The following is an 18,589-nucleotide window of genomic DNA, read 5'->3' on the forward strand; positions in this document are numbered from 1 at the left end:
TCTATAGAATAGGATTAGATTAACCATTTACCGGTGTCCACGGGGATTGGCTGCTGAAAGCAATGAACAGCAGAGCGCTGGATGTCGTGTGATGCTAGTTGAAAATCATCAAGGGGGAACGGGTATGAAATTATTGAAGATGTGGAATCGGATTAGCCTTGTGAAACAAATATTGATCGGTCTGGTTCTAGGGGTTTTACTTGCGGTTTTAATTCCAGAAATAGCCGAATCATTCACCATTCTCGGAACCTTATTTGTTGGCGCTTTAAAAGCAATCGCGCCGGTACTGGTGCTGTTCTTGGTTATGGCATCAATTGCCCAGCATAAAAAAGGGCAGCAGACGAATATGAAATCAATTGTTTTCCTTTATCTATTAGGTACGTTTTTAGCAGGCTTAATCGCAGTAGTGGCCAGCTTTATCTTCCCGGTGAGCATTACGCTGACGCAGGGGGCAGAAGGGTTAGAACCGCCAGGCAATGCAATTGAAGTCATCAAGACTTTAGTGTTGAATGTGGTTGATAATCCGGCAAATGCCCTGATCAATGCAAATTATATCGGCATCTTGGCTTGGGCGATTGTTCTTGGATTGGCACTTCGAAATGCAGCCGATTCAACAAAAACAGCCATTACAAATTTCTCAGAGGCCATTGCGAAAATGGTCGGATGGGTCATTAAATTTGCTCCACTTGGAATCTTTGGTTTGGTAATTGAATCGATTACAGCAAACGGGCTTTCTTCTTTATTAAGCTATGGAAAGCTATTAGCTCTATTAATCGGCTGTATGCTTGTGGTGGCGCTTGTCGTCAATCCAATCATTGTCTTCATCAATATCCGCCAAAATCCGTATCCGCTTGTATTCAAGTGTTTAAGAGAAAGCGGCATTACTGCATTCTTCACCCGGAGTTCGGCAGCGAATATTCCAGTCAACATGACTTTATGCGAAAAGTTAGGTCTGGATAAAGAAACGTATTCGGTATCGATTCCGTTAGGCGCGACGGTCAATATGGCAGGTGCTGCCGTAACAATTTCAGTTTTGACGCTGGCTGCTGTAAACACGCTTGGCATTCAAGTGGATCTTCCGACAGCCGTCATCTTGAGTGTGCTGGCAGCCGTATGTGCATGCGGGGCTTCAGGCGTAGCGGGCGGTTCGCTTCTATTGATTCCATTGGCATGCAGCTTGTTTGGAATTCCGGCTGATGTAGCGATGCAAGTAGTAGGGGTAGGCTTTATCATCGGCGTCTTGCAAGACTCATTCGAAACATCGCTTAACTCATCCACAGATGTTCTTTTCACAGCAACAGCTGAATACAAGAAACGTTTGCAGGAAGGCGAGAAAGTGAACTTTAAAGAAGTATTTGAGCTCAGCAAAGTTTCCAACGACTTAGCGAAAAACTAATCATCGAATGCGGTAGAAATTCTATCGAGTAAGGCTGTTCGTTTCCTTGTGGACTCAAGGGAAAGGAACAGCCTTTTTCATTGTCTGACAATTTTATAGAGGAAAAAAAGGAACAAGTTCGGTATGCTTAAAGGAAGAGGTGATTTCATGTTCAAAAAAGTCGTTTTATATACAAATCGATTAGAAGAGATGAAAGGTTTCTATGAGTATCAGATGGGTTTTCGGATTGTCGAAGAAGACGCCGCAAGTTTTACTTTGTCTATTGGAGATTCCCAACTGGTCTTTGCTGAAAGTGACCGCTCAGCCAGCTACCATTTCGCATTCAATATTCCGGGCAATCAGTTTTCGCTTGCTAAAAGTTGGGCCAGTTCGCGTGTAGACTTAAACCGCCAGGAAGGCATGGACGAAATCTATTACGCAAACTTTGATGCAGATGCTTTTTATTTTCAAGATCCGGCAGGCAATGTGGTGGAATTTATCGGCCGCCGGAACGTGGACCGGATGGGGAATTTCTCGATCGACTCGCTGCTGGATATCAGCGAAGTGAGCATCACCACCCCGCACGTAAAAGAAGTGGGAGAGCAACTGGAAAGTCTGGAAATTCCGGTCCGCGGCAATAAAGGAATTGAGCCTTCCGCTTTAAACTTCCTGGGAAGCGGCGATGCCTTTATCCTCCTTGTTGCCCCTAAGCGGGTTTGGTATTTTTCAAAACAGAAGAGCGAAGTGCATCCGTTGTCGATTGAATTGCGGGACGGCCGCCAGATTGTCATTGATGAAGAAGGAAATTACCAGCAAGCCTCAACCGATAATCCTATTTCTGACGGAATGGAAGAGATGGATTTTTCGGGAGTTGTTCTATGGAAGAAAGAAAATCCTTGGATGGCTGCAAAAGGCTTGGCGGATCGGGCAAATGAACGGCCGAACGCAATTGATACCCGTTTTGGCATCGCTTCCGGCTGTAAGATCTTTACGGCGGTGGCTATCTGCCAATTGGCCGAAGAGGGAAAGCTCACATTTGAAGATCGGCTTTCGGCATTGCTGCCGGAAATTTTCCCGAATTTTGATGTCACCATCCATCAGTTGCTCACCCATACTTCAGGAATTCCCGATTATTTCGATGAAGAGACGATGGAAGATTTCGAAGAACTATGGATTCAGCATCCGATGTATTTGATGAAAACGGGAATGGATTTCGTGCCTTTATTCAAAGACGCGCCTGTGATGTTCGAACCTGGAGCAAAGTTCCATTACAACAATGCTGGCTTCGTCGCACTCGGGCTTGTGGTTGAGAACATTTCGGGCAAGGCATTTACGGATTATGTAGAAGAACAAATTTTTGCACGTGCAGGAATGAGTGCATCGGGGTATTTCCGGATGGATCAGCTTCCGGCACAGACCGCTTTCGGCTATATCGAGGAAGGAAGTTCATGGCGAACGAACCAATACGCTTTGCCGATTAAAGGCGGGGCAGATGGCGGTGCTTATGTGACTGCTGAAGATATGGCTTCCTTCTGGGATCAGCTGATGGGGGCAGGGTTGTTATCGAAGGAAATGACTGAGCGGATGTTGACCCCACACGCCGGAGATGAAGACGGGGAATATGGCTATGGCGTTTGGATTGATCGGCAAGACAGCGAAGTGAAGAAGTTCCATGTGATGGGCTACGACCCTGGAGTGAGTTTCCATTCGGCTTATTATCCGGAAGACCGCAGCACCTTAACCGTATTATCCAATAAGAGCAAAGGCGCCTATGCTGTTGTAAAATTAATTGAAGGTGTACGATAAAGGAAATAGGATCGCTTATAGTCGATAGCGAATTATCCAATGAATAAAGGAGTGAAGAGCATGGATGGAAAGAAATTGGCCTTATATGTCATCATCGGCACGATTCTGGCATGCGCGTTGATATTCTTTGGATTCCAGTTGTACTTTAACTTGAATCCAACACAATAAAAAGAAGGCGGGAAATTTTTTCCGCCTTCTTTTCTATTTTGGGTGAAAACGGAGAGAAACGGCTGGATTTAGTTGTGTTGAGAAGAGAGGGGTTCGATGTATGGGGATAGGGTCGTTCGCGGTAGTTTGTGCACGTTCAGGAGAGAATATGCGCGTTCAAAACGATTTGTGCGCGTTCAAAAGAAAATGCGCGCGTTCGCCAAAGGGACAGTGCAAAATCCATAAAAAAACGGACCCTCCAAAAGGAGAGTCCGTAATAAGAGCTTAAAATTAAGCTTTTTGTACGTTAGTAGCTTGAAGACCGCGTTGGCCTTGCTCGATGTCGAAAGTAACTTCTTGACCTTCGTCTAAAGATTTGAATCCTTCGCTTTGGATAGCTGAGAAGTGTACGAATACGTCGTCTCCGCCTTCGCGCTCGATGAAGCCGAATCCTTTTTCTGAGTTAAACCATTTTACTTTACCTTGTTCCATGTGTGTTTCCTCCTCGTATGCGAATGCATACATTGTATTACTATCCTTGCTCAAATCTTGCAGATGAACATCTGACACTTTATAAAAAGTTATCCGAACAAAAATAATTCTTCCTTAGAATAACATGGGGTTACAGATATTGCAAGTACTTAGCTGAAATTAGCTCATCTATTTTTTTGAATTGATTTTCTATATACTAAAAAGACTGTGTAAAAGGGGGATGGACAATGAAGAAAATCATGGTTGTCGGCGTGTCGGCAGGAGCAGGCAAATCGACGTTTGCTGCAGAGTTAGGGGAGAAATTGGATTTGCCGGTCCACCATTTGGATTCGTATTATTGGAAAGCGGGATGGGTTGAATCCGAGTTGGCGGAATTTCGGGCAGCACAGGAAGAAATCGTCAAAGGCGATGCGTGGATCATTGAGGGAAATTACAGCAATAGTTTTGATATCCGGATTGCGAAAGCGGATACCTTCATTTATCTGGAGCTTCCGCTTTGGGTTTGCCTTTATCGGGTGTTAAAAAGATGGATGACCCATATTGGAAAGAACCGGCCAGATATGGCTGATGGCTGTACAGAAAAAATGGATTTAGCGTTTCTGAAATTTATCGTTACAACATATGCTGAGCGTAAAAACAAAATGCATAAACGGATGCAGCAATTTTCAGAAGCAGATCCTGCCAATCAATCCATTTACTTAGCGAATAAAAAACAGATTTCCGGATTCTTGAAGACCATCCATAAATAATATACCAATTTTCTGATAAAAATTAAGAGTTTCTATCAAAAGGGCAACACGGGTGACTTTGGAAATGGTATTCTAAAATTAACATATCAAGACAGTGGGGGAATGGCTATGAAATTTTTATATGAAGGCACCATCAACAATCAAGTGCTTCGTAAAAAGCAGCCTTTCTATATGAAACGATTATACTTAGAGGATTTGCCTGCTATAGAGAAAGTGCAGGATCTGGTCATCAAATCACTTCCGGAAAAAGCTGTGCTCCAGCCATTAACGACTGAGGAATTTCTCTTCATCTTAAATGAACGCGGATTATTGATCGGTGCTTATGTAGATGATCAATTAATCGGGTTTCGGGCATTGCTGATACCGAAAATTGATGAAGAGCATCTTGGCCTGGACATTGGTTTGCCGGAAGCGGAGTTGCCGCATGTCATTTACCAGGAAATATCGGTTGTTCTGCCGGAATACCGCGGAAATCGTCTGCAGCAAAAACTGGCTGAAGTCATCATGAAAGAATTGCCGAATTTAGAGGAGCAGTTCCGATATGTTTGCTGCACGGTAGCACCGATGAATATTCCGAGCTTGAAAGACAAATTCACACAGGATATGCATATTGCCGCCTTAAAAGAAAAATACGGAAGCATGTGCCGCTACATTTTAGTGAAAGATTTAAAAAAACCGGATCCGCATTATACCGGCCATACGAGTGCGAAAATTGATGATTTGCTAAAACAGCAGCAATTGCTTTCTGACGGCTATGTTGGAATCGGTTTCCGGCTCGTGAATGGCTTCCATGAAATTGAATTTGCTAAACCTGACCTTTATTAAAAGGCCAGGTTTTATTTTTTGTTGAAGAATTCTGAAACTTTCGAAGGACTTATCCGTAAATAGGATAGAATGTATAAGATGGGAGGTTCTGGAATGGAATTGTTTGGATTGCCGATGGAACAAGTCTATATGTATACACTTATTCTTGCCGGCGCGCTTACGGTCTTATATGTATTTTTTGGTGATATTGCAGAAGCGGGTGAAGGCATTCCGTTCTTCAATCCAGCGGTCATTCTAGCATTTTTCACCTTAGTTGCAGCAATGGGCTTTGTACTAGAAGCAACAACAGGGCTCAGCAGTATGGCGGTTCTCGGCATTTCGGCATTAGGTGCAGCTGTTCTTGATCTCTTGCTTTATTTCTTTGTTCTCTTGCCGATGTCGTCGGCAGAAGCTTCTCTTGCTTATACGGAAGATGCGCTCCTCGGGCAAGTCGGGAAAGTGATCATCCCGATACCGATAGACGGCTACGGAGAAGTGGTCATTGAAACTTACAGCGGCATGATCTCTAAAAGAGCGGCTGGCTACGACAATGAAGCGATTGACCAGGAGCGGCAAGTGCTGATCATTGAAGTGTGCGATGGAACCTTGTATGTACGGGATTATGAACCCATTACATTCAACAAATAAAAAGGGGGAATTGATATGGAAATGACATGGATTGCAATTGGTACAGCGGCTTTTATTGTGCTCGCGATTGTCGGAGTTTACATCACGAAATACAAAACGGTCGGGCCGGACGAGGCGCTGATTGTCACAGGAAGTTATTTAGGGTCGAAAAATGTGCATACAGATGACTCGGGCAACCGGATCAAAATCATTCGCGGCGGCGGAACGTTCTTGCTTCCTGTATTCCAGCAGGCAGCGCCGCTAAGTCTTTTATCCAGCAAGCTTGAAGTGACCACGCCGGAAGTTTATACGGAACAAGGTGTACCGGTAATGGCAGATGGAACAGCCATCATCAAAATCGGCGGATCGATTTCAGAAATCGCGACAGCCGCTGAGCAATTTTTAGGAAAGTCAAAAGAAGACCGGGAAAATGAAGCGAAAGAAGTGCTGGAAGGCCATCTTCGTTCAATCTTAGGCTCTATGACAGTGGAAGAAATTTATAAGAACCGTGATAAGTTTTCACAGGAAGTGCAGCGTGTTGCATCTCATGATTTAGCGAAAATGGGATTGATCATCGTCTCTTTCACAATTAAAGATGTACGCGATAAAAACGGCTACCTGGATTCCTTAGGGAAAGCGAGAATCGCTCAAGTGAAACGGGATGCGGATATTGCAACGGCCGAGTCTGAAATGGAGACGCGCATTAAACGCGCCGAAGCCGGCAAAGATGCACAACGTGCGGAAATCCAGCGCGCGACTGAAATTGCCGAAGCGGAAAAAGAGAATTTGCTGAAAGTGGCCGAGTACAAACGCGAGCAGGATAGCGCGAAAGCACGCGCCGACCAAGCATATGAACTCGAAACTGCCCGTTCAAAACAGGAAGTTGTCGAACAGGAAATGCAAATCCGCATCATCGAGCGCCAGAAGCAGATCGAACTGGAAGAAAAAGAAATCCAGCGCCGGGAGCGCCAATACGATTCAGAAGTGAAGAAAAAGGCCGATGCCGACCGCTACTCGGTTGAGCAAGCTGCCGAAGCGGAAAAGTCGAAGCAATTGGCTGATGCCGATGCCCAGAAATACCGCGTGGAAGCGATGGCGAAAGCCGACGCAGAAAAAATCCGTTTGGATGGTTTGGCGAAAGCCGACTCCCAGCGTGCACAAGGTGAATCGGAAGCCGATGTTATCCGCTTGAAAGGTCTTGCAGAAGCGGAAGCCAAACGCAAAATTGCGGAAGCCTTCGAAATGTACGGCCAAGCGGCAACACTTGATATGATCGTCAACATGCTTCCTGAATACGCGAAGCAAATTGCTAGCCCGCTCAGCAATATCGATAAGATCACGGTCGTGGATACTGGCGGCGGTGAAGGCGGCGGAGCGAACAAAATCACCTCTTACGCAACGAACCTGATGTCGTCGCTGCAGGAAACCTTAAAAGAATCCTCCGGAATCGACGTACGCGAGATGCTGGAGAATTTATCCGGGAAAAATGACTATAGCCAGACAATCGAACAATTGCGCTATGAACTGACTGAGAAAGAAAAAGAAGCGATTGAAACTGAAATTTAATCTTTTAATTCCGCCTGAAAAGCAGAAATGCGCTTCAGGCGGTTTTTTTATATTGAAATTAGGGTAATAAAAGATAGGCAGAAGGTATGAAATATTGAATTTATAGAAGACTTGATTTTGCAAGATTTTGAGTTTATAAGTAAAATATGGAGTGAATATCATAAGCCCAACGAATTGTAGTATGTGCGGCCTGAAAACTGCCGACACGAAAAAATAGATGTTTAAGGGGTGTCCAATGGATATTCGATTCAATCGCATTCCGCGTCTTTCGACTACTGGCCTTTATGGACCGGAGACACAGGAAATCAATGCTCTCGCTTACAACTCGGCGGATGTGGGAAAAGGGACCGCCTTTTTTTGTATTGCCGGAGAAAATACGGACGGCCATTTATACATTCAAGAAGCCATCGATAAAGGGGCTTCTGCCATTATCGGTACAGATGCCCCAGTTTTAAAAAGTTTTGCCGATCAGCATGAAGAGTTGACGTTTCTTATCGTCGAAGATTCCAAGGCGGCGCTCGCCTGGACATCCTTTCATTTTTTTGGAAATGCACAGGATCGTTTAATTAAGGTCGGTGTAACGGGAACGAATGGCAAAACCACGACATCCACGTATGTCTATAACCTTTTCAACCTCCTTGGTATCCCCTCTGGCTTTTTAGGAACGACGGGCATCTGGAATTCTAAAGGAAAGATGGCGGTTAAGAAAAGCACGCCGACTACCCCGATGTCATCGGACATCCACCAAATCTTTTCACAACTGGCTCTGCTTGGGGATCGAGCAGCTTCCATGGAAGTGTCTTCCATTGCACTTGATCAGAAAAGGGTGGAGGGCATCATTTTTGATGTAGCGATCCATACGAATATCTCAGAAGAACATTTGGAATATCATCATACATTTGAACATTATTTAAAATCAAAACTACTATTATTCAAACAAGCTAAAGCGGCCGTCATCAATATCGACGATGCAGGCATGTCTAAAGAGATTCTGGCGGCCGTCAATTATCCAGCTTTAACGTATAGCCAGCATCGCGATTCGGAAGCAGATCTCGTTTGGGACAATATTCGGGTGATGCAAAACGGCATGAATTTCGATTTGCGTTATCAAGGCCAAAGCTATTTAGTGGAAGTTCCGCTATACGGCGAATACAATGCCGGGAATTTAACAGCTGCGATCGGCGCGGCATTATTAGCGGGAGCAGATATGGAAAGAATCATTAAAGTCTTGCCGAATATGTCTCAAGTGGAAGGGCGCTTTCAAGTAATTGAAGGCCCGGAATCCCGGAAAATCATTTTGGACTATGCGCATACACCGGTAGCACTGGATTTTGTGCTTCGTGAAGTGAATAAGCTGCCGCATAACCGGTTGATCGCTTTAATAGCGGGCATTGGCATCCGCGATTTTGCCAAGATGCCAAAGATGGCGAAAGCGGCTGAAGGAAAAGCCGATGTCCTCGTAGTTACTGTCGACCATCCGGGCTTCAATGATCCAACCGATGTGATCAATGAAGTATTAAAAGGCTTTACGGTTCCTTATCAGCAAGAAGTGGTCACGGCCACTTCCAGGCATGATGCTGTGATTGCCGCGCTGAAAGAAAGCGGGCCGAACGATATCATCCTCTTATCGAGCGGTTGCATCAACGGGGCGCAAATCATCAAAGGTGAGTACATTCCCCATTCAGATGAAGAAATCATTGAAGGGTTTTTTCTAAAGCAAAGCTAAAGTGGACTTTAGTAAATATAAGGATTTATTGCGTGGAGTGTCTATGGCTAATCGAAGCTATAAGGTGCTCGCGCTTTTTTTATGATCTGATCTTGGGTGCTTGCGCTTTTCTGATTGTCCGACTCCAGCGCCCAGTCTCTCGGGATCTTAAGCCAGTCGAGACTACACGGGCGCTTGCGCTTTTCTTATTGTCCAGGCTCCAACAGCCAGGTTCTCGGGTCATAAGCCGTTCTGGCTGTGCGGCTGAAAAACGCCGCTTCGCCAGTCCGTCTTATGCCTTTCGAACCTAGGCGGCTGTTTGCGCTTTTCTTGCATAAAAGGTCGCTTTTTTTGATTGGTTTGTGTTTAATAGAAGAGAAGGTTACATATAGAAAATGAATTGGAGTGAATGGAATGCAATATCGTACAGAGAAAGACACGATTGGTGAAATTCAGGTAGAAGCTGACAAGATGTGGGGAGCTCAAACTCAACGCAGCGTGCAGAACTTTGCAATCGGCACTGAGCGTATGCCGCATGAAGTTGTTATGGCATTTGCTCAATTGAAAAAAGCGACAGCGAAAGCGAACCATAAACTCGGAAAATTATCCGAAGCAAAAATGAAAGCGATTGTAGCAGCTGCTGATGAAGTGATCGAAGGCAAATGGAATGACCATTTCCCATTAGTCGTTTGGCAAACAGGAAGCGGTACACAATCCAATATGAACATGAACGAAGTATTGGCCCGCCGCGGCAATGAAATCTTGGCTGAGCAATCTTCGGAAGAGAAATTGCACCCGAACGACGATGTCAACATGTCCCAAAGTTCAAACGATACCTACCCGACAGCGATGCACGTTGCAGGCGTTATGGCGGTTACTGAAAACTTGCTGCCAGCAATCCAGCAATTGAAAGCGACATTGGACGAGAAATCGAAAAAATTCGATGACATCATCAAAATCGGACGTACGCATTTACAAGACGCGACGCCTCTTACACTTGGCCAGGAAATCAGCGGCTGGAAGCATATGCTTGAGAAAAGTGAGCGCATGATCCGTGCAAGCGTTGAAGAAATGCGCGAACTTGCGATTGGCGGAACAGCTGTCGGAACAGGCATCAATGCTGACGCGACATTCGGTCCATCGGTTGCAGAATTTATTGCGGAAGCGGTAGGTACTGCCTTCACTTCAGCTGAAAACAAATTCCATGCACTGACAAGCCACGACGAAATGGTTTATACACACGGCGCGATCAAAGCGTTGGCAGCGGATGCAATGAAGATTGCCAACGATGTTCGCTGGTTGGCAAGCGGTCCGCGCAGCGGCATCGGAGAAATCACGATTCCTGCAAACGAGCCGGGCAGCTCGATCATGCCAGGCAAGGTCAACCCGACGCAAAGTGAAGCGTTGACAATGGTTGCAGTTCAAGTCATGGGGAACGACGCAGCGATCGGATTTGCAGCGAGCCAAGGGAATTTCGAATTGAACGTATTCAAACCGGTTATCGCTTACAACTTCCTGCAATCTGTGCGCTTATTGACAGACAGCTTGATCAGTTTCGACGAACATTGTGCAGTGGGCATCGAAGCGAACTTGGATGTCATCGGCAACCACGTGAAAAATTCATTGATGCTCGTTACAGCATTGAACCCGCATATCGGCTACGAAAAAGCGGCAGCTATTGCAAAACAAGCACACGCTGATGGTTCAACATTGAAAGAGTCTGCTGTGAAGAGCGGCCATTTAACGGCTGACCAGTTTGACGAATGGGTTAAACCAGAAAACATGGTAGGAAAATAAAATCAATGGCGGCCAGGAAATTTCTGGCCGCCTTTTTATTGCAAATGGGTGGATGAAAACTTATACGAGCGACTTTGCAACGGATTTGAGCGACTTTCGAGGAAATACGAGCGACTTCCAAAGAAATACGAGCACGTCGCCAAAAGCGTAGAGTTCCAAAAGGATTTAGTCTCACGATGTCGAAATTACTACAATAGAAAACAGATAAAGAGGTGCAGCATGCAAAAGACGTTTGTCATGTCATGGAGCGGCGGGAAAGATTCGGCGCTTGCGTATTACCGGGCCGTTATGGGGGGGCACGTGCCCATCGCATTATTCACGATGTTCGAAGAGGATGGCACGAAATCGCGTTCGCACGGATTGCCGCTCGAGGTAATGGAAGCGCAGGCAGAGCGGATGGGATTGCCGCTCGTCATCGGAAAGGCAGATTGGTCCGGCTACGAACAAGAGTTTATCGCACATTTAAAGACGTTCAACGAGCAAGGAATCCAGATGGGTGTCTATGGGGACATCGATTTGGAGGACCACCGCGCTTGGGTCCAGAAAGTCAGCACGGAGGCAACGATGGAAGTGCATCACCCGCTATGGCAGGAAGCACGGAAGGAATTGCTTAAAGAATTAATAGAAGAGGGCTTTAAAGCCGTCATCACGGTAGTGGATATGACACGGTTAGATCCGAAGTTTTTAGGGCGGGAGTTTACACTTGATTTAATCGAAGAACTGGAGGCAGCCGGAGTGGATGCTTGCGGGGAAGAAGGCGAGTTTCATACAGTGATTGCTGACGGCCCGATTTTTGTCGAGCCGGTGCCGCTTATTTTCGGAGATTCATTTGAAGCAGGGAATTATCGTATGCTGGAGGTCAAACTTCAATCCGGGGAGTGATTTCATTGATTCAGTTTATGGGTATCGAAGATCGCCATATTCGCCAGATGGCTGTGCTTTTGGCAAAGCGCCAGGAACGCGAACGAAAGCGGTTCTCTTTTTTAAAAGCCATATTTGAAGAGATTGACGAAACGGAAGTCATATTGCGCAAGCTATTGGACCGTCCTTACATCAGCGGAATCGTCGCGATGAGGGGAATCGATGTTATCGGCTACCTTCTTTATGAATTTAAGGAAAGTGCCGAACGCGGGCGGCATGTGTTCATCGATTATGCTTCGCTGGCTATCAGCGAAAATGAACATCCTCGGCTTTTGCGGCTATTGTATGCAGATGCTGGAGCGGAATGGGTCAAACATGGCTATTTTCATCATGTCCTAATGGCACCGCTTGGGCATCCCCTTCTAATCGAAGAAATGCTGGATCAGTCTTTCCGCTATGAACAAAAATATGCGGTGCTGCCGCTAAAGGATTTCACGCCAGCCGAAAATGAATCGGAGCCCGGGTTGGAGTTTCGAAAAGGCACACCGGCTGATGGCCCGCTTCTCAGGAAAATGGCTGCTTGGAACAGCATCCACCAGGCAACGGCTCCTTCTTGGAATCCGATAACAAAAGAACTTTTGGATGCGATCAAGCAAAGTTACAGCGAGGTCGCGAACGATGAAGAGGCGCTGTTTTGGTTGGCTGAACAAAGCGGACGTATTGCAGGCTTCCATATATATTACCGAAAAGAAGATCCGCAGATTTTAGCCGTTCCATCCAATTGTGCGGAACTTCCAGCAGCTTCAACGAATCCGGAGATGCGTGGGAAAGGGTTTGGCCGAGCGCTTGCCAACCATTGTTTCATGGAAATAAAAAAGCTGGGCTTCGACTATATTTACACCGATTGGCATACGCCCAATCACCTCTCTTCCTATTTTTGGCCGCGTATGGGCTTTGAACCGGTAATGGTGCGCATGTCACGGCAAATCGATCCGCGAATTGCCTGGGCGCATGGCCAAGAATAAAAAGTGGAGGCTAGAGGCTTGAAACGGAAAACAAAAGTCAAATCGAAACTTTCTGTCGCTTTTTCAACGAATTTTCCTGAAGCGTATAAAAAATTCACGCTTAAGCATGTCAATGAACGCCAAGGGATGCCGGAAACGGTTCTGGCTAAGCCTTTGAGAGAATGCAAGGTAGCATTAATCACAACCGCTGGCATCCATTTGAAATCAGATCGCCCATTTGATGTTGATAATCCTGCCGGTGACCCCACATATCGCCTTATCCCGGCCGCGGCACAAGAAGAGGAATTGACGGTCACGCATATTTACTATAATACAAAATTTGCTAAAACCGATCCGACAATCGTCTTTCCTTTGCCGCAGCTAAGAGCGCTTAAAGACAAAGGCGAAATCCGCTCTGTAGCGGATGTGAATATTGGATTGAACGGCGGCATCCTTGAAACGAGCGCAGTGGAACAAGAAGCGATTCCAAAAGTCATGGCGCTTTTTGAAAATGAACAAGTGGATATCGCTTTACTGGTCCCGGGCTGAGGTTCTTGCCATAACGTGCTTGGGCTGTATGCCCGGGCTTTAGAAGAAAGAGGTACCGCGACTGCCATGATTACGATTTTGCCCGAAGTAACCGATGCAGTCGGTGTTCCGAGAACAATGCACGTGCCTTTCAAATTAGGGCGGCCATGCGGAGAACCATTTGATTTTGAAACCCGGAAGAAAGTGGTCGATCAGCTGCTTGCATTAGCAATGAAACCAAGTGGCACTCGAATTGAATACCAGGAATAAAATCAATAAAAACTCCATTTTCCCCAAAAAGGAAAACGGAGTTTTTTACTCTTTCTTGAAAACCCAGGCACGCTGAACGACGAATCCGAAAATGAACAACAGCGTGTCGACAAGCACTTTGAGGATGACTTCTCCTCGTCCAAGCCATTCTGCATATAGGAAATGGACGGATCCGGCAGAAACCAGCATAATAAACGCGGCCAGCAAGTAGTAGCGAATTAAGGACTTCCGAGAACCTTGGCCGAATACTTTGTGGCGGTTGACATAGTAATTGAAGAGGGACGATAAGACCCGTGCGGCAACCGTTGCGAAAATAATGAATAATTGCGGTGCTTCCGGCCGGAACAATTGCAGGAAAATCCAATACAATCCGATATCGAGACCAAATGAAGCGGCGCCTGAAAGGCCGTAAAGCAGGAATATCTTATAGATGTGAAAAGAATCGCGCAAAGGATGGAAATGCGAAGATTTATTCTCATCGATATAAACGGTTTCAATCGGCACTTCAGCTATTTGGATGCCTTTGGGTTTCAAAGCAGCGAGCATATTCATTTCGTACTCAAACCGTTCCCCGAGAACTGTCAGCAGCAGGGGCAGCTGGCTCACTGGAATTCCGCGAAGTCCCGTCTGCGTATCAGTGAGCGAAGTGCCAGTCGATAAACGGAATAGCAGCCGGGTGAAACGATTGCCGAAACGGCTCCGGAATGGCACGTCTTTTTGGGCGAAATCCCGAACACCCATTACAAAATGGTCTGGAGTGTCCGATAATTGCTTGGCAATTTTCAACATGTCGGCAACTAAATGCTGTCCATCGGCATCCGCCGTAATCACCGCTTCATATGGAAGGTTTTGATTGAGTATGTAATGGAAGGCGGTCTTTAACGCACGCCCTTTTCCTTGGTTGGCTGCATGTCGCAGCACAGTCACTTCCGGCAATGGCACCAGGGATTCAAAAAAAGATGCGTACTCAGTACCACTGCCATCATCGACCACAATAATCCGTTGAAATCCGGCTGCCAAGATTTCGTTGATCAGTTTTTCGCATGTATGGTCCGGTTTATAAGCCGGAATAATGATAGCGAATTGTTTCACGAAATCCCTTCTTTCTTCTCTTTTGGGGCAAAAGTTATTTTATGTATCATCTTTCAGGTCTTCTTCAAGAATTGCATATCCTCAGCGGCAAGTCAAAAACCTTATAAGCAAAATACCCTCCTTCTTTCCTATTTATCCCTCATCTTAAGAAATTCTTCATAAAACTCCTTGGAAATCGTTAAGATTTGATCTCTATACTTGAATTATCCAGTAAGAGAGGGGCATTAAGCCATGATTGAAATCCAAGACCTGCGCCATACGTTTGCGATTGGCAAAAAAGAACACGAACGGAAAGTTCCTGTATTAAAAGGCGTAACTTTAGACGTGCAAAAAGGGGAAATTGTTGCCATCCTCGGAAAGAGCGGTTCTGGGAAATCGACTTTATTGCATATTTTAGCCGGTTTTATGGCACCGGAATCAGGCTCGGTTTTAGTGAATAAAAAAGAGACTGCCAAGATGAAAGAAGAGGAGAAAGCGGATTTCCGTTTAGCCAATTTCGGGTTCATCTTTCAGAACTTCCAATTGATGCCGGGCCTCACCGCTTTCGAAAACGTGGAACTGCCTTTGAAGATCAAAGGAGAGACGGTGAAAAAGCGCCAGGCGAAAGTTCGCGCGTTGCTTGAAAAAGTAGGATTGCAGGAGGTAGCTGACCATTATCCGAATGAACTGTCAGGCGGCCAGCAGCAGCGCGTCAGCATCGCAAGAGCTCTCGTCACCGACCCGCCGATTCTGCTGGCAGATGAGCCGACCGGAAGTTTGGATTCGGAGACCGAACAGGATATTTTGATGTTGATCCAATCGCTGAACCAGTCGCTCGGGCTGACGTTTGTCATCATCACCCATGACGATGAAGTCGCAAATGTTGCGCATCGGCAATACCGTCTGCACGACGGGGAATTAGTGAAAGGAGAAAAGCGCCATGCAATTTAAAGATCAACTGGATTTTATTAAACAACATATGAAGCGCAATAAGCTCCGGGTAGCGACAACTATTTTGGCGGCGATGATGGGTTGTGCCTTCTTGATTATCCTCGCATCTGTCGGGTTCGGCATGCAGAAAACCGTGACGGATCAGGTGCTCGACAATCAGATTGTAACGGAAATCGAAGTAGCTGGAAGAGAAGATGGCGAGTCGATTACCGATAAAGAAGTGGAAGCGATGAACCAGCTTGCGCATGTAAAAGCAGTGACGGACCGGACTTCGCCAGTTGCTGAAACTGTCGCCCGATTAGGTGACCGAAGCGGGTTTGCAGCCACTTCTACCGTTAATATGGAGCAAGAACAAAAAGCGGGTTTGAAACTGGCGGAAGGCAAAATGCCTGCATCAGCTGACGAAGTGATTGTCGGCTATCATTTTGCGCAAAATTTGTTGACTGAAGAAGAGCAGAAAAAAATGGATGAAGGCGAGGAAGTCTCGGGCGGATTTGCCGGAAGCCTGATCGGACAGACGATCAAGTTGGAGATAACCCCTTATGAAGGAGAAAAAGAATCCGCTACGTGGGAATTTACGGTTTCAGGAATCAAGGAAGAACCGGGCAAGGATTGGATTGTAGATAATGCATTTTTAGTAGATGATTCGTGGGCTCCTGTGTTCCAGGAAGAGTTGGCACTAGAAGAAAGCGGGCGCCAAGTTCTTGTTTATGCAGACGATCTGCAAAATGTTTCTACTATCACGCAGACTTTAAAAGACGATGGCTATTATGTTTACTCGGTTACAGAAGAATTGGGTTCAATGAATATGTTCTTTACCGCTTTGAAAGCGGGATTGATTGTCGTTGGGACCGTTGCAGTCCTCATCGCTTCCATCGGTATTTTCAACACAATGACGATGGCGGTGACAGAACGGACACGTGAGATCGGCGTCATGAAAGCGATCGGCGCCAAGCCGAAGCTGATCCAAAAGCTATTCCTCATGGAAAGTGCGGCCATCGGCATTATCGGCACGGTGCTCGCTGTTTTGGTTTCCTACGGCGTCAGCATCCTCGCCAACTGGATTGTACCGAAAATCATCATGAGCTCTTTAGGTGAAGATGGGGAGGGAATGGGCGATGTCAGTATCCTGATTTCAGTTATCCCTTGGCAATTGGTGCTGATTTCTGCTGTCATCAGCATCGGAGTCGCCATGGTATCAGGATGGCGCCCGGCGCGCAAAGCCACTCAAATTGACGTTATTCAAGCTTTGCGCCAGGAATTGTAAGAAAAAACGGATTGCGCAAATAAAGGCAGATATTCCGCAAACAAAACAGTGGATTCCGCAAACAACTATCGGGATTCCGCAAATAAAACAACCGATTCCGCAAACAAACTCATAAAAACAGCGTGGTTCCAAGTGAACCACGCTGTTTTTCTATTCCAGGACATCTTCCGGACGATAGCCTTGCTGCAACTCTTCGATCGACAAGCCGAATGTCATCTCCAAATGCGGATAATCCTTAAAACGCTGCCAGTCGCCGCCCCAAGCAAACCCTAACTCTTTGCCGATGGCTGCAACTTCGTACCAATCGCGTTCTCCGTTGCCGTTGTCATCTCGCTGAATATCCCAAACCACGTCGCCGTTTTCGAGACGCAGTGCAAAATCAATTGCAAGGCCATAATTATGGTAAGATTCGCCGCCGCGCGCATAAGTAACGACATTGCCGGGGGCGCTGCGGCCTTGATTGTGTAAATTATTCTGTTCTTCAGACGACCGGAATCCGTCCGTGATCAAGATTTCAATGCCGATGCTTTCGGCTTGCTGAATCAATTGTTCACTTTTTTCAGCTACAATCGGATGCAGTCCGGAAGGTGCCGGCCGGTTTGCCAGTTCTTCACGGAATGCCCATTCGTTCTGTAGCCAAACAAACAAAAAACTGCCGAGCACCAATAAAAAAAGAATCGAAACAATGGCTTTCGCTCGCTTCAAACTGCTCACCTCATCTTCTTTTATTGTAGCAAAAATCGTTGGAAGAGTATCATCCCAGATTATTTGATAGGATAAGAGAATAGAGTCAAAGGAGGAAGAAGAATGGTTATTGAATTGATGAAATCCCACGCTTCGGTGCGTGATTATAAAGAAAAGCAGCTGACAAGAGAAGAAGTCAGCGAGTTGATCCAGGCAGCGCAGCATGCGGCCACTTCCCATTTTGTCCAAGCTTATTCCGTTGTCTGGGTGACGGATCCAGAAAAACGTAAAAAATTAGGGGAGCTCTCACGCAATTCGAAACAGATGGAAGGCGCAGGCGCGGTTTTCCTCATGTGCGCAGATTACAATCGTTTGAAGCATGCGGGAGAAATCCAAGGCGAGAAAATCATTTTTGATCAAGCAGAAAATCTGCTGGTCGCTGTTACAGATGTTGGATTGCTTGCCCAGAATTTAGCTTTGGCTGCTGAATCGAAAGGCTACGGCATCTGCTATATCGGAGGAGTCCGCAACAATATGGAAGCGATCAGCGAACTGGTCGGCTTACCGGAAGGCGTGTTCCCGGTTTACGGTTTGACTGTAGGCTTGCCGAATGAAGGCAATGAAGTGAAACCAAGATTGCCGGTCGAAGCGATTCTTCATGAGAACGAGTATGATGAAGCGAAATATGAAACTTTGCTTCCTGAATACGATGCAGCGATTCAGGAATATTACGAGCGCCGCAGCACCAATCAGAAGTCAGAGACTTGGACGCAGCAAATGGCGAATTTCCTGAAGCGCCCGCATCGCCAAGACTTGAAAGGCGTGCTGGCCAAAAAAGGATTCTTATTCAAATAAATCATAAACAGTTCTTAAGAGGAGGATGGA

18 protein-coding genes are annotated in these 18,589 nt (G+C 46.1%); 15 read left to right on the top strand and 3 right to left on the bottom strand.

What is annotated here, in order from left to right:
* Positions 1 to 124: 124 nt before the first annotated feature.
* The gene (sstT, locus tag AC2EXB_RS02395; protein ID WP_483603435.1) at positions 125 to 1,396 is read left to right on the top strand and encodes a serine/threonine transporter SstT; all 1,272 of its coding nucleotides are present in this window, start codon (positions 125 to 127) and stop codon (positions 1,394 to 1,396) included.
* Positions 1,397 to 1,543: 147 nt separating this feature from the next.
* A complete protein-coding gene (locus tag AC2EXB_RS02400) occupies positions 1,544 to 3,181 on the top strand; it encodes a serine hydrolase (protein ID WP_483603436.1) in 1,638 nt (545 codons plus the stop codon).
* A 438-nt stretch (positions 3,182 to 3,619) separates the two neighbouring features.
* Here AC2EXB_RS02400 and AC2EXB_RS02405 read toward each other — a convergent pair whose 3' ends face one another.
* A complete protein-coding gene (locus AC2EXB_RS02405) occupies positions 3,620 to 3,820 on the bottom strand; it encodes a cold-shock protein (RefSeq protein WP_006830093.1) in 201 nt (66 codons plus the stop codon).
* 227 nt (positions 3,821 to 4,047) lie between these two features.
* On the opposite strand from AC2EXB_RS02405, the gene AC2EXB_RS02410 reads away from it, so the two are divergent.
* The 10 genes from AC2EXB_RS02410 to AC2EXB_RS02455 all read left to right on the top strand — a co-directional run bounded on the left by AC2EXB_RS02410 (position 4,048) and on the right by AC2EXB_RS02455 (position 13,731).
* Complete coding sequence (locus tag AC2EXB_RS02410) at positions 4,048 to 4,569, top strand: P-loop NTPase family protein (protein WP_483603439.1); 522 nt, start codon at positions 4,048 to 4,050, stop codon at positions 4,567 to 4,569.
* A 108-nt stretch (positions 4,570 to 4,677) separates the two neighbouring features.
* A complete protein-coding gene (locus AC2EXB_RS02415; protein ID WP_483603440.1) occupies positions 4,678 to 5,394 on the top strand; it encodes a hypothetical protein in 717 nt (238 codons plus the stop codon).
* 93 nt (positions 5,395 to 5,487) lie between these two features.
* Positions 5,488 to 6,021 (top strand): NfeD family membrane protein, encoded by a 534-nt coding sequence (locus AC2EXB_RS02420; protein WP_483603441.1) that lies wholly within the window; start codon positions 5,488 to 5,490, stop codon positions 6,019 to 6,021.
* Between the two features lie 15 nt (positions 6,022 to 6,036).
* On the top strand, positions 6,037 to 7,566 hold the full coding sequence (locus AC2EXB_RS02425; protein ID WP_235198092.1) for a flotillin family protein: 1,530 nt from the start codon (positions 6,037 to 6,039) through the stop codon (positions 7,564 to 7,566).
* A gap of 235 nt (positions 7,567 to 7,801) precedes the next feature.
* Entirely contained in the window at positions 7,802 to 9,292 is a 1,491-nt protein-coding gene (locus AC2EXB_RS02430) for a UDP-N-acetylmuramoyl-L-alanyl-D-glutamate--2,6-diaminopimelate ligase (protein ID WP_483603443.1), read from the top strand.
* Positions 9,293 to 9,685: 393 nt separating this feature from the next.
* Positions 9,686 to 11,068, top strand: coding sequence for a class II fumarate hydratase (fumC, locus tag AC2EXB_RS02435; protein ID WP_483603444.1), 1,383 nt, complete (start codon positions 9,686 to 9,688; stop codon positions 11,066 to 11,068).
* 219 nt (positions 11,069 to 11,287) lie between these two features.
* Positions 11,288 to 11,950, top strand: coding sequence for a Dph6-related ATP pyrophosphatase (locus AC2EXB_RS02440; protein WP_483603446.1), 663 nt, complete (start codon positions 11,288 to 11,290; stop codon positions 11,948 to 11,950).
* Complete coding sequence (locus tag AC2EXB_RS02445; protein WP_483603447.1) at positions 11,947 to 12,954, top strand: GNAT family N-acetyltransferase; 1,008 nt, start codon at positions 11,947 to 11,949, stop codon at positions 12,952 to 12,954. The genes AC2EXB_RS02440 and AC2EXB_RS02445 overlap by 4 nt, the downstream gene beginning before the upstream one ends.
* 18 nt (positions 12,955 to 12,972) lie before the next feature.
* Positions 12,973 to 13,482, top strand: coding sequence for a glycine/sarcosine/betaine reductase selenoprotein B family protein (locus AC2EXB_RS02450; protein WP_483603449.1), 510 nt, complete (start codon positions 12,973 to 12,975; stop codon positions 13,480 to 13,482).
* 66 nt (positions 13,483 to 13,548) lie between these two features.
* Complete coding sequence (locus AC2EXB_RS02455; protein ID WP_235198098.1) at positions 13,549 to 13,731, top strand: hypothetical protein; 183 nt, start codon at positions 13,549 to 13,551, stop codon at positions 13,729 to 13,731.
* Positions 13,732 to 13,776: 45 nt separating this feature from the next.
* Here the strand turns inward: AC2EXB_RS02455 and AC2EXB_RS02460 are convergent, their stop codons facing one another.
* Entirely contained in the window at positions 13,777 to 14,823 is a 1,047-nt protein-coding gene (locus tag AC2EXB_RS02460) for a glycosyltransferase (RefSeq protein WP_483603451.1), read from the bottom strand.
* Positions 14,824 to 15,054: 231 nt separating this feature from the next.
* Here AC2EXB_RS02460 and AC2EXB_RS02465 point away from each other — a divergent pair, with 231 nt between their 5' ends.
* Complete coding sequence (locus AC2EXB_RS02465; protein ID WP_251477533.1) at positions 15,055 to 15,753, top strand: ABC transporter ATP-binding protein; 699 nt, start codon at positions 15,055 to 15,057, stop codon at positions 15,751 to 15,753.
* Positions 15,743 to 17,020 carry an ABC transporter permease gene (locus AC2EXB_RS02470; protein WP_483603453.1) on the top strand — a complete coding sequence of 426 codons (1,278 nt, stop codon included), beginning with the start codon at positions 15,743 to 15,745 and terminating at the stop codon, positions 17,018 to 17,020. Before AC2EXB_RS02465 ends, AC2EXB_RS02470 begins: the two co-directional genes overlap by 11 nt.
* A gap of 150 nt (positions 17,021 to 17,170) precedes the next feature.
* Here the strand turns inward: AC2EXB_RS02470 and AC2EXB_RS02475 are convergent, their stop codons facing one another.
* Positions 17,171 to 17,725, bottom strand: coding sequence for a M15 family metallopeptidase (locus AC2EXB_RS02475; protein WP_483603455.1), 555 nt, complete (start codon positions 17,723 to 17,725; stop codon positions 17,171 to 17,173).
* Positions 17,726 to 17,827: 102 nt separating this feature from the next.
* Here AC2EXB_RS02475 and AC2EXB_RS02480 point away from each other — a divergent pair, with 102 nt between their 5' ends.
* On the top strand, positions 17,828 to 18,559 hold the full coding sequence (locus AC2EXB_RS02480) for an NADPH-dependent oxidoreductase (RefSeq protein WP_483603457.1): 732 nt from the start codon (positions 17,828 to 17,830) through the stop codon (positions 18,557 to 18,559).
* Positions 18,560 to 18,589: the final 30 nt, after the last annotated feature.

The sequence above is a fragment of the Planococcus alkaliphilus genome (assembly GCF_057031095.1).

Coding starts and splice junctions, on each gene's coding strand:
- sstT (WP_483603435.1), top strand. CDS start 125: ATGAAATTATTGAAGATGTGGAATCGGATTAGCCTTGTGAAACAAATA.
- AC2EXB_RS02400 (WP_483603436.1), top strand. CDS start 1,544: ATGTTCAAAAAAGTCGTTTTATATACAAATCGATTAGAAGAGATGAAA.
- AC2EXB_RS02405 (WP_006830093.1), bottom strand. CDS start 3,820: ATGGAACAAGGTAAAGTAAAATGGTTTAACTCAGAAAAAGGATTCGGC.
- AC2EXB_RS02410 (WP_483603439.1), top strand. CDS start 4,048: ATGAAGAAAATCATGGTTGTCGGCGTGTCGGCAGGAGCAGGCAAATCG.
- AC2EXB_RS02415 (WP_483603440.1), top strand. CDS start 4,678: ATGAAATTTTTATATGAAGGCACCATCAACAATCAAGTGCTTCGTAAA.
- AC2EXB_RS02420 (WP_483603441.1), top strand. CDS start 5,488: ATGGAATTGTTTGGATTGCCGATGGAACAAGTCTATATGTATACACTT.
- AC2EXB_RS02425 (WP_235198092.1), top strand. CDS start 6,037: ATGGAAATGACATGGATTGCAATTGGTACAGCGGCTTTTATTGTGCTC.
- AC2EXB_RS02430 (WP_483603443.1), top strand. CDS start 7,802: ATGGATATTCGATTCAATCGCATTCCGCGTCTTTCGACTACTGGCCTT.
- fumC (WP_483603444.1), top strand. CDS start 9,686: ATGCAATATCGTACAGAGAAAGACACGATTGGTGAAATTCAGGTAGAA.
- AC2EXB_RS02440 (WP_483603446.1), top strand. CDS start 11,288: ATGCAAAAGACGTTTGTCATGTCATGGAGCGGCGGGAAAGATTCGGCG.
- AC2EXB_RS02455 (WP_235198098.1), top strand. CDS start 13,549: ATGATTACGATTTTGCCCGAAGTAACCGATGCAGTCGGTGTTCCGAGA.
- AC2EXB_RS02465 (WP_251477533.1), top strand. CDS start 15,055: ATGATTGAAATCCAAGACCTGCGCCATACGTTTGCGATTGGCAAAAAA.
- AC2EXB_RS02470 (WP_483603453.1), top strand. CDS start 15,743: ATGCAATTTAAAGATCAACTGGATTTTATTAAACAACATATGAAGCGC.
- AC2EXB_RS02480 (WP_483603457.1), top strand. CDS start 17,828: ATGGTTATTGAATTGATGAAATCCCACGCTTCGGTGCGTGATTATAAA.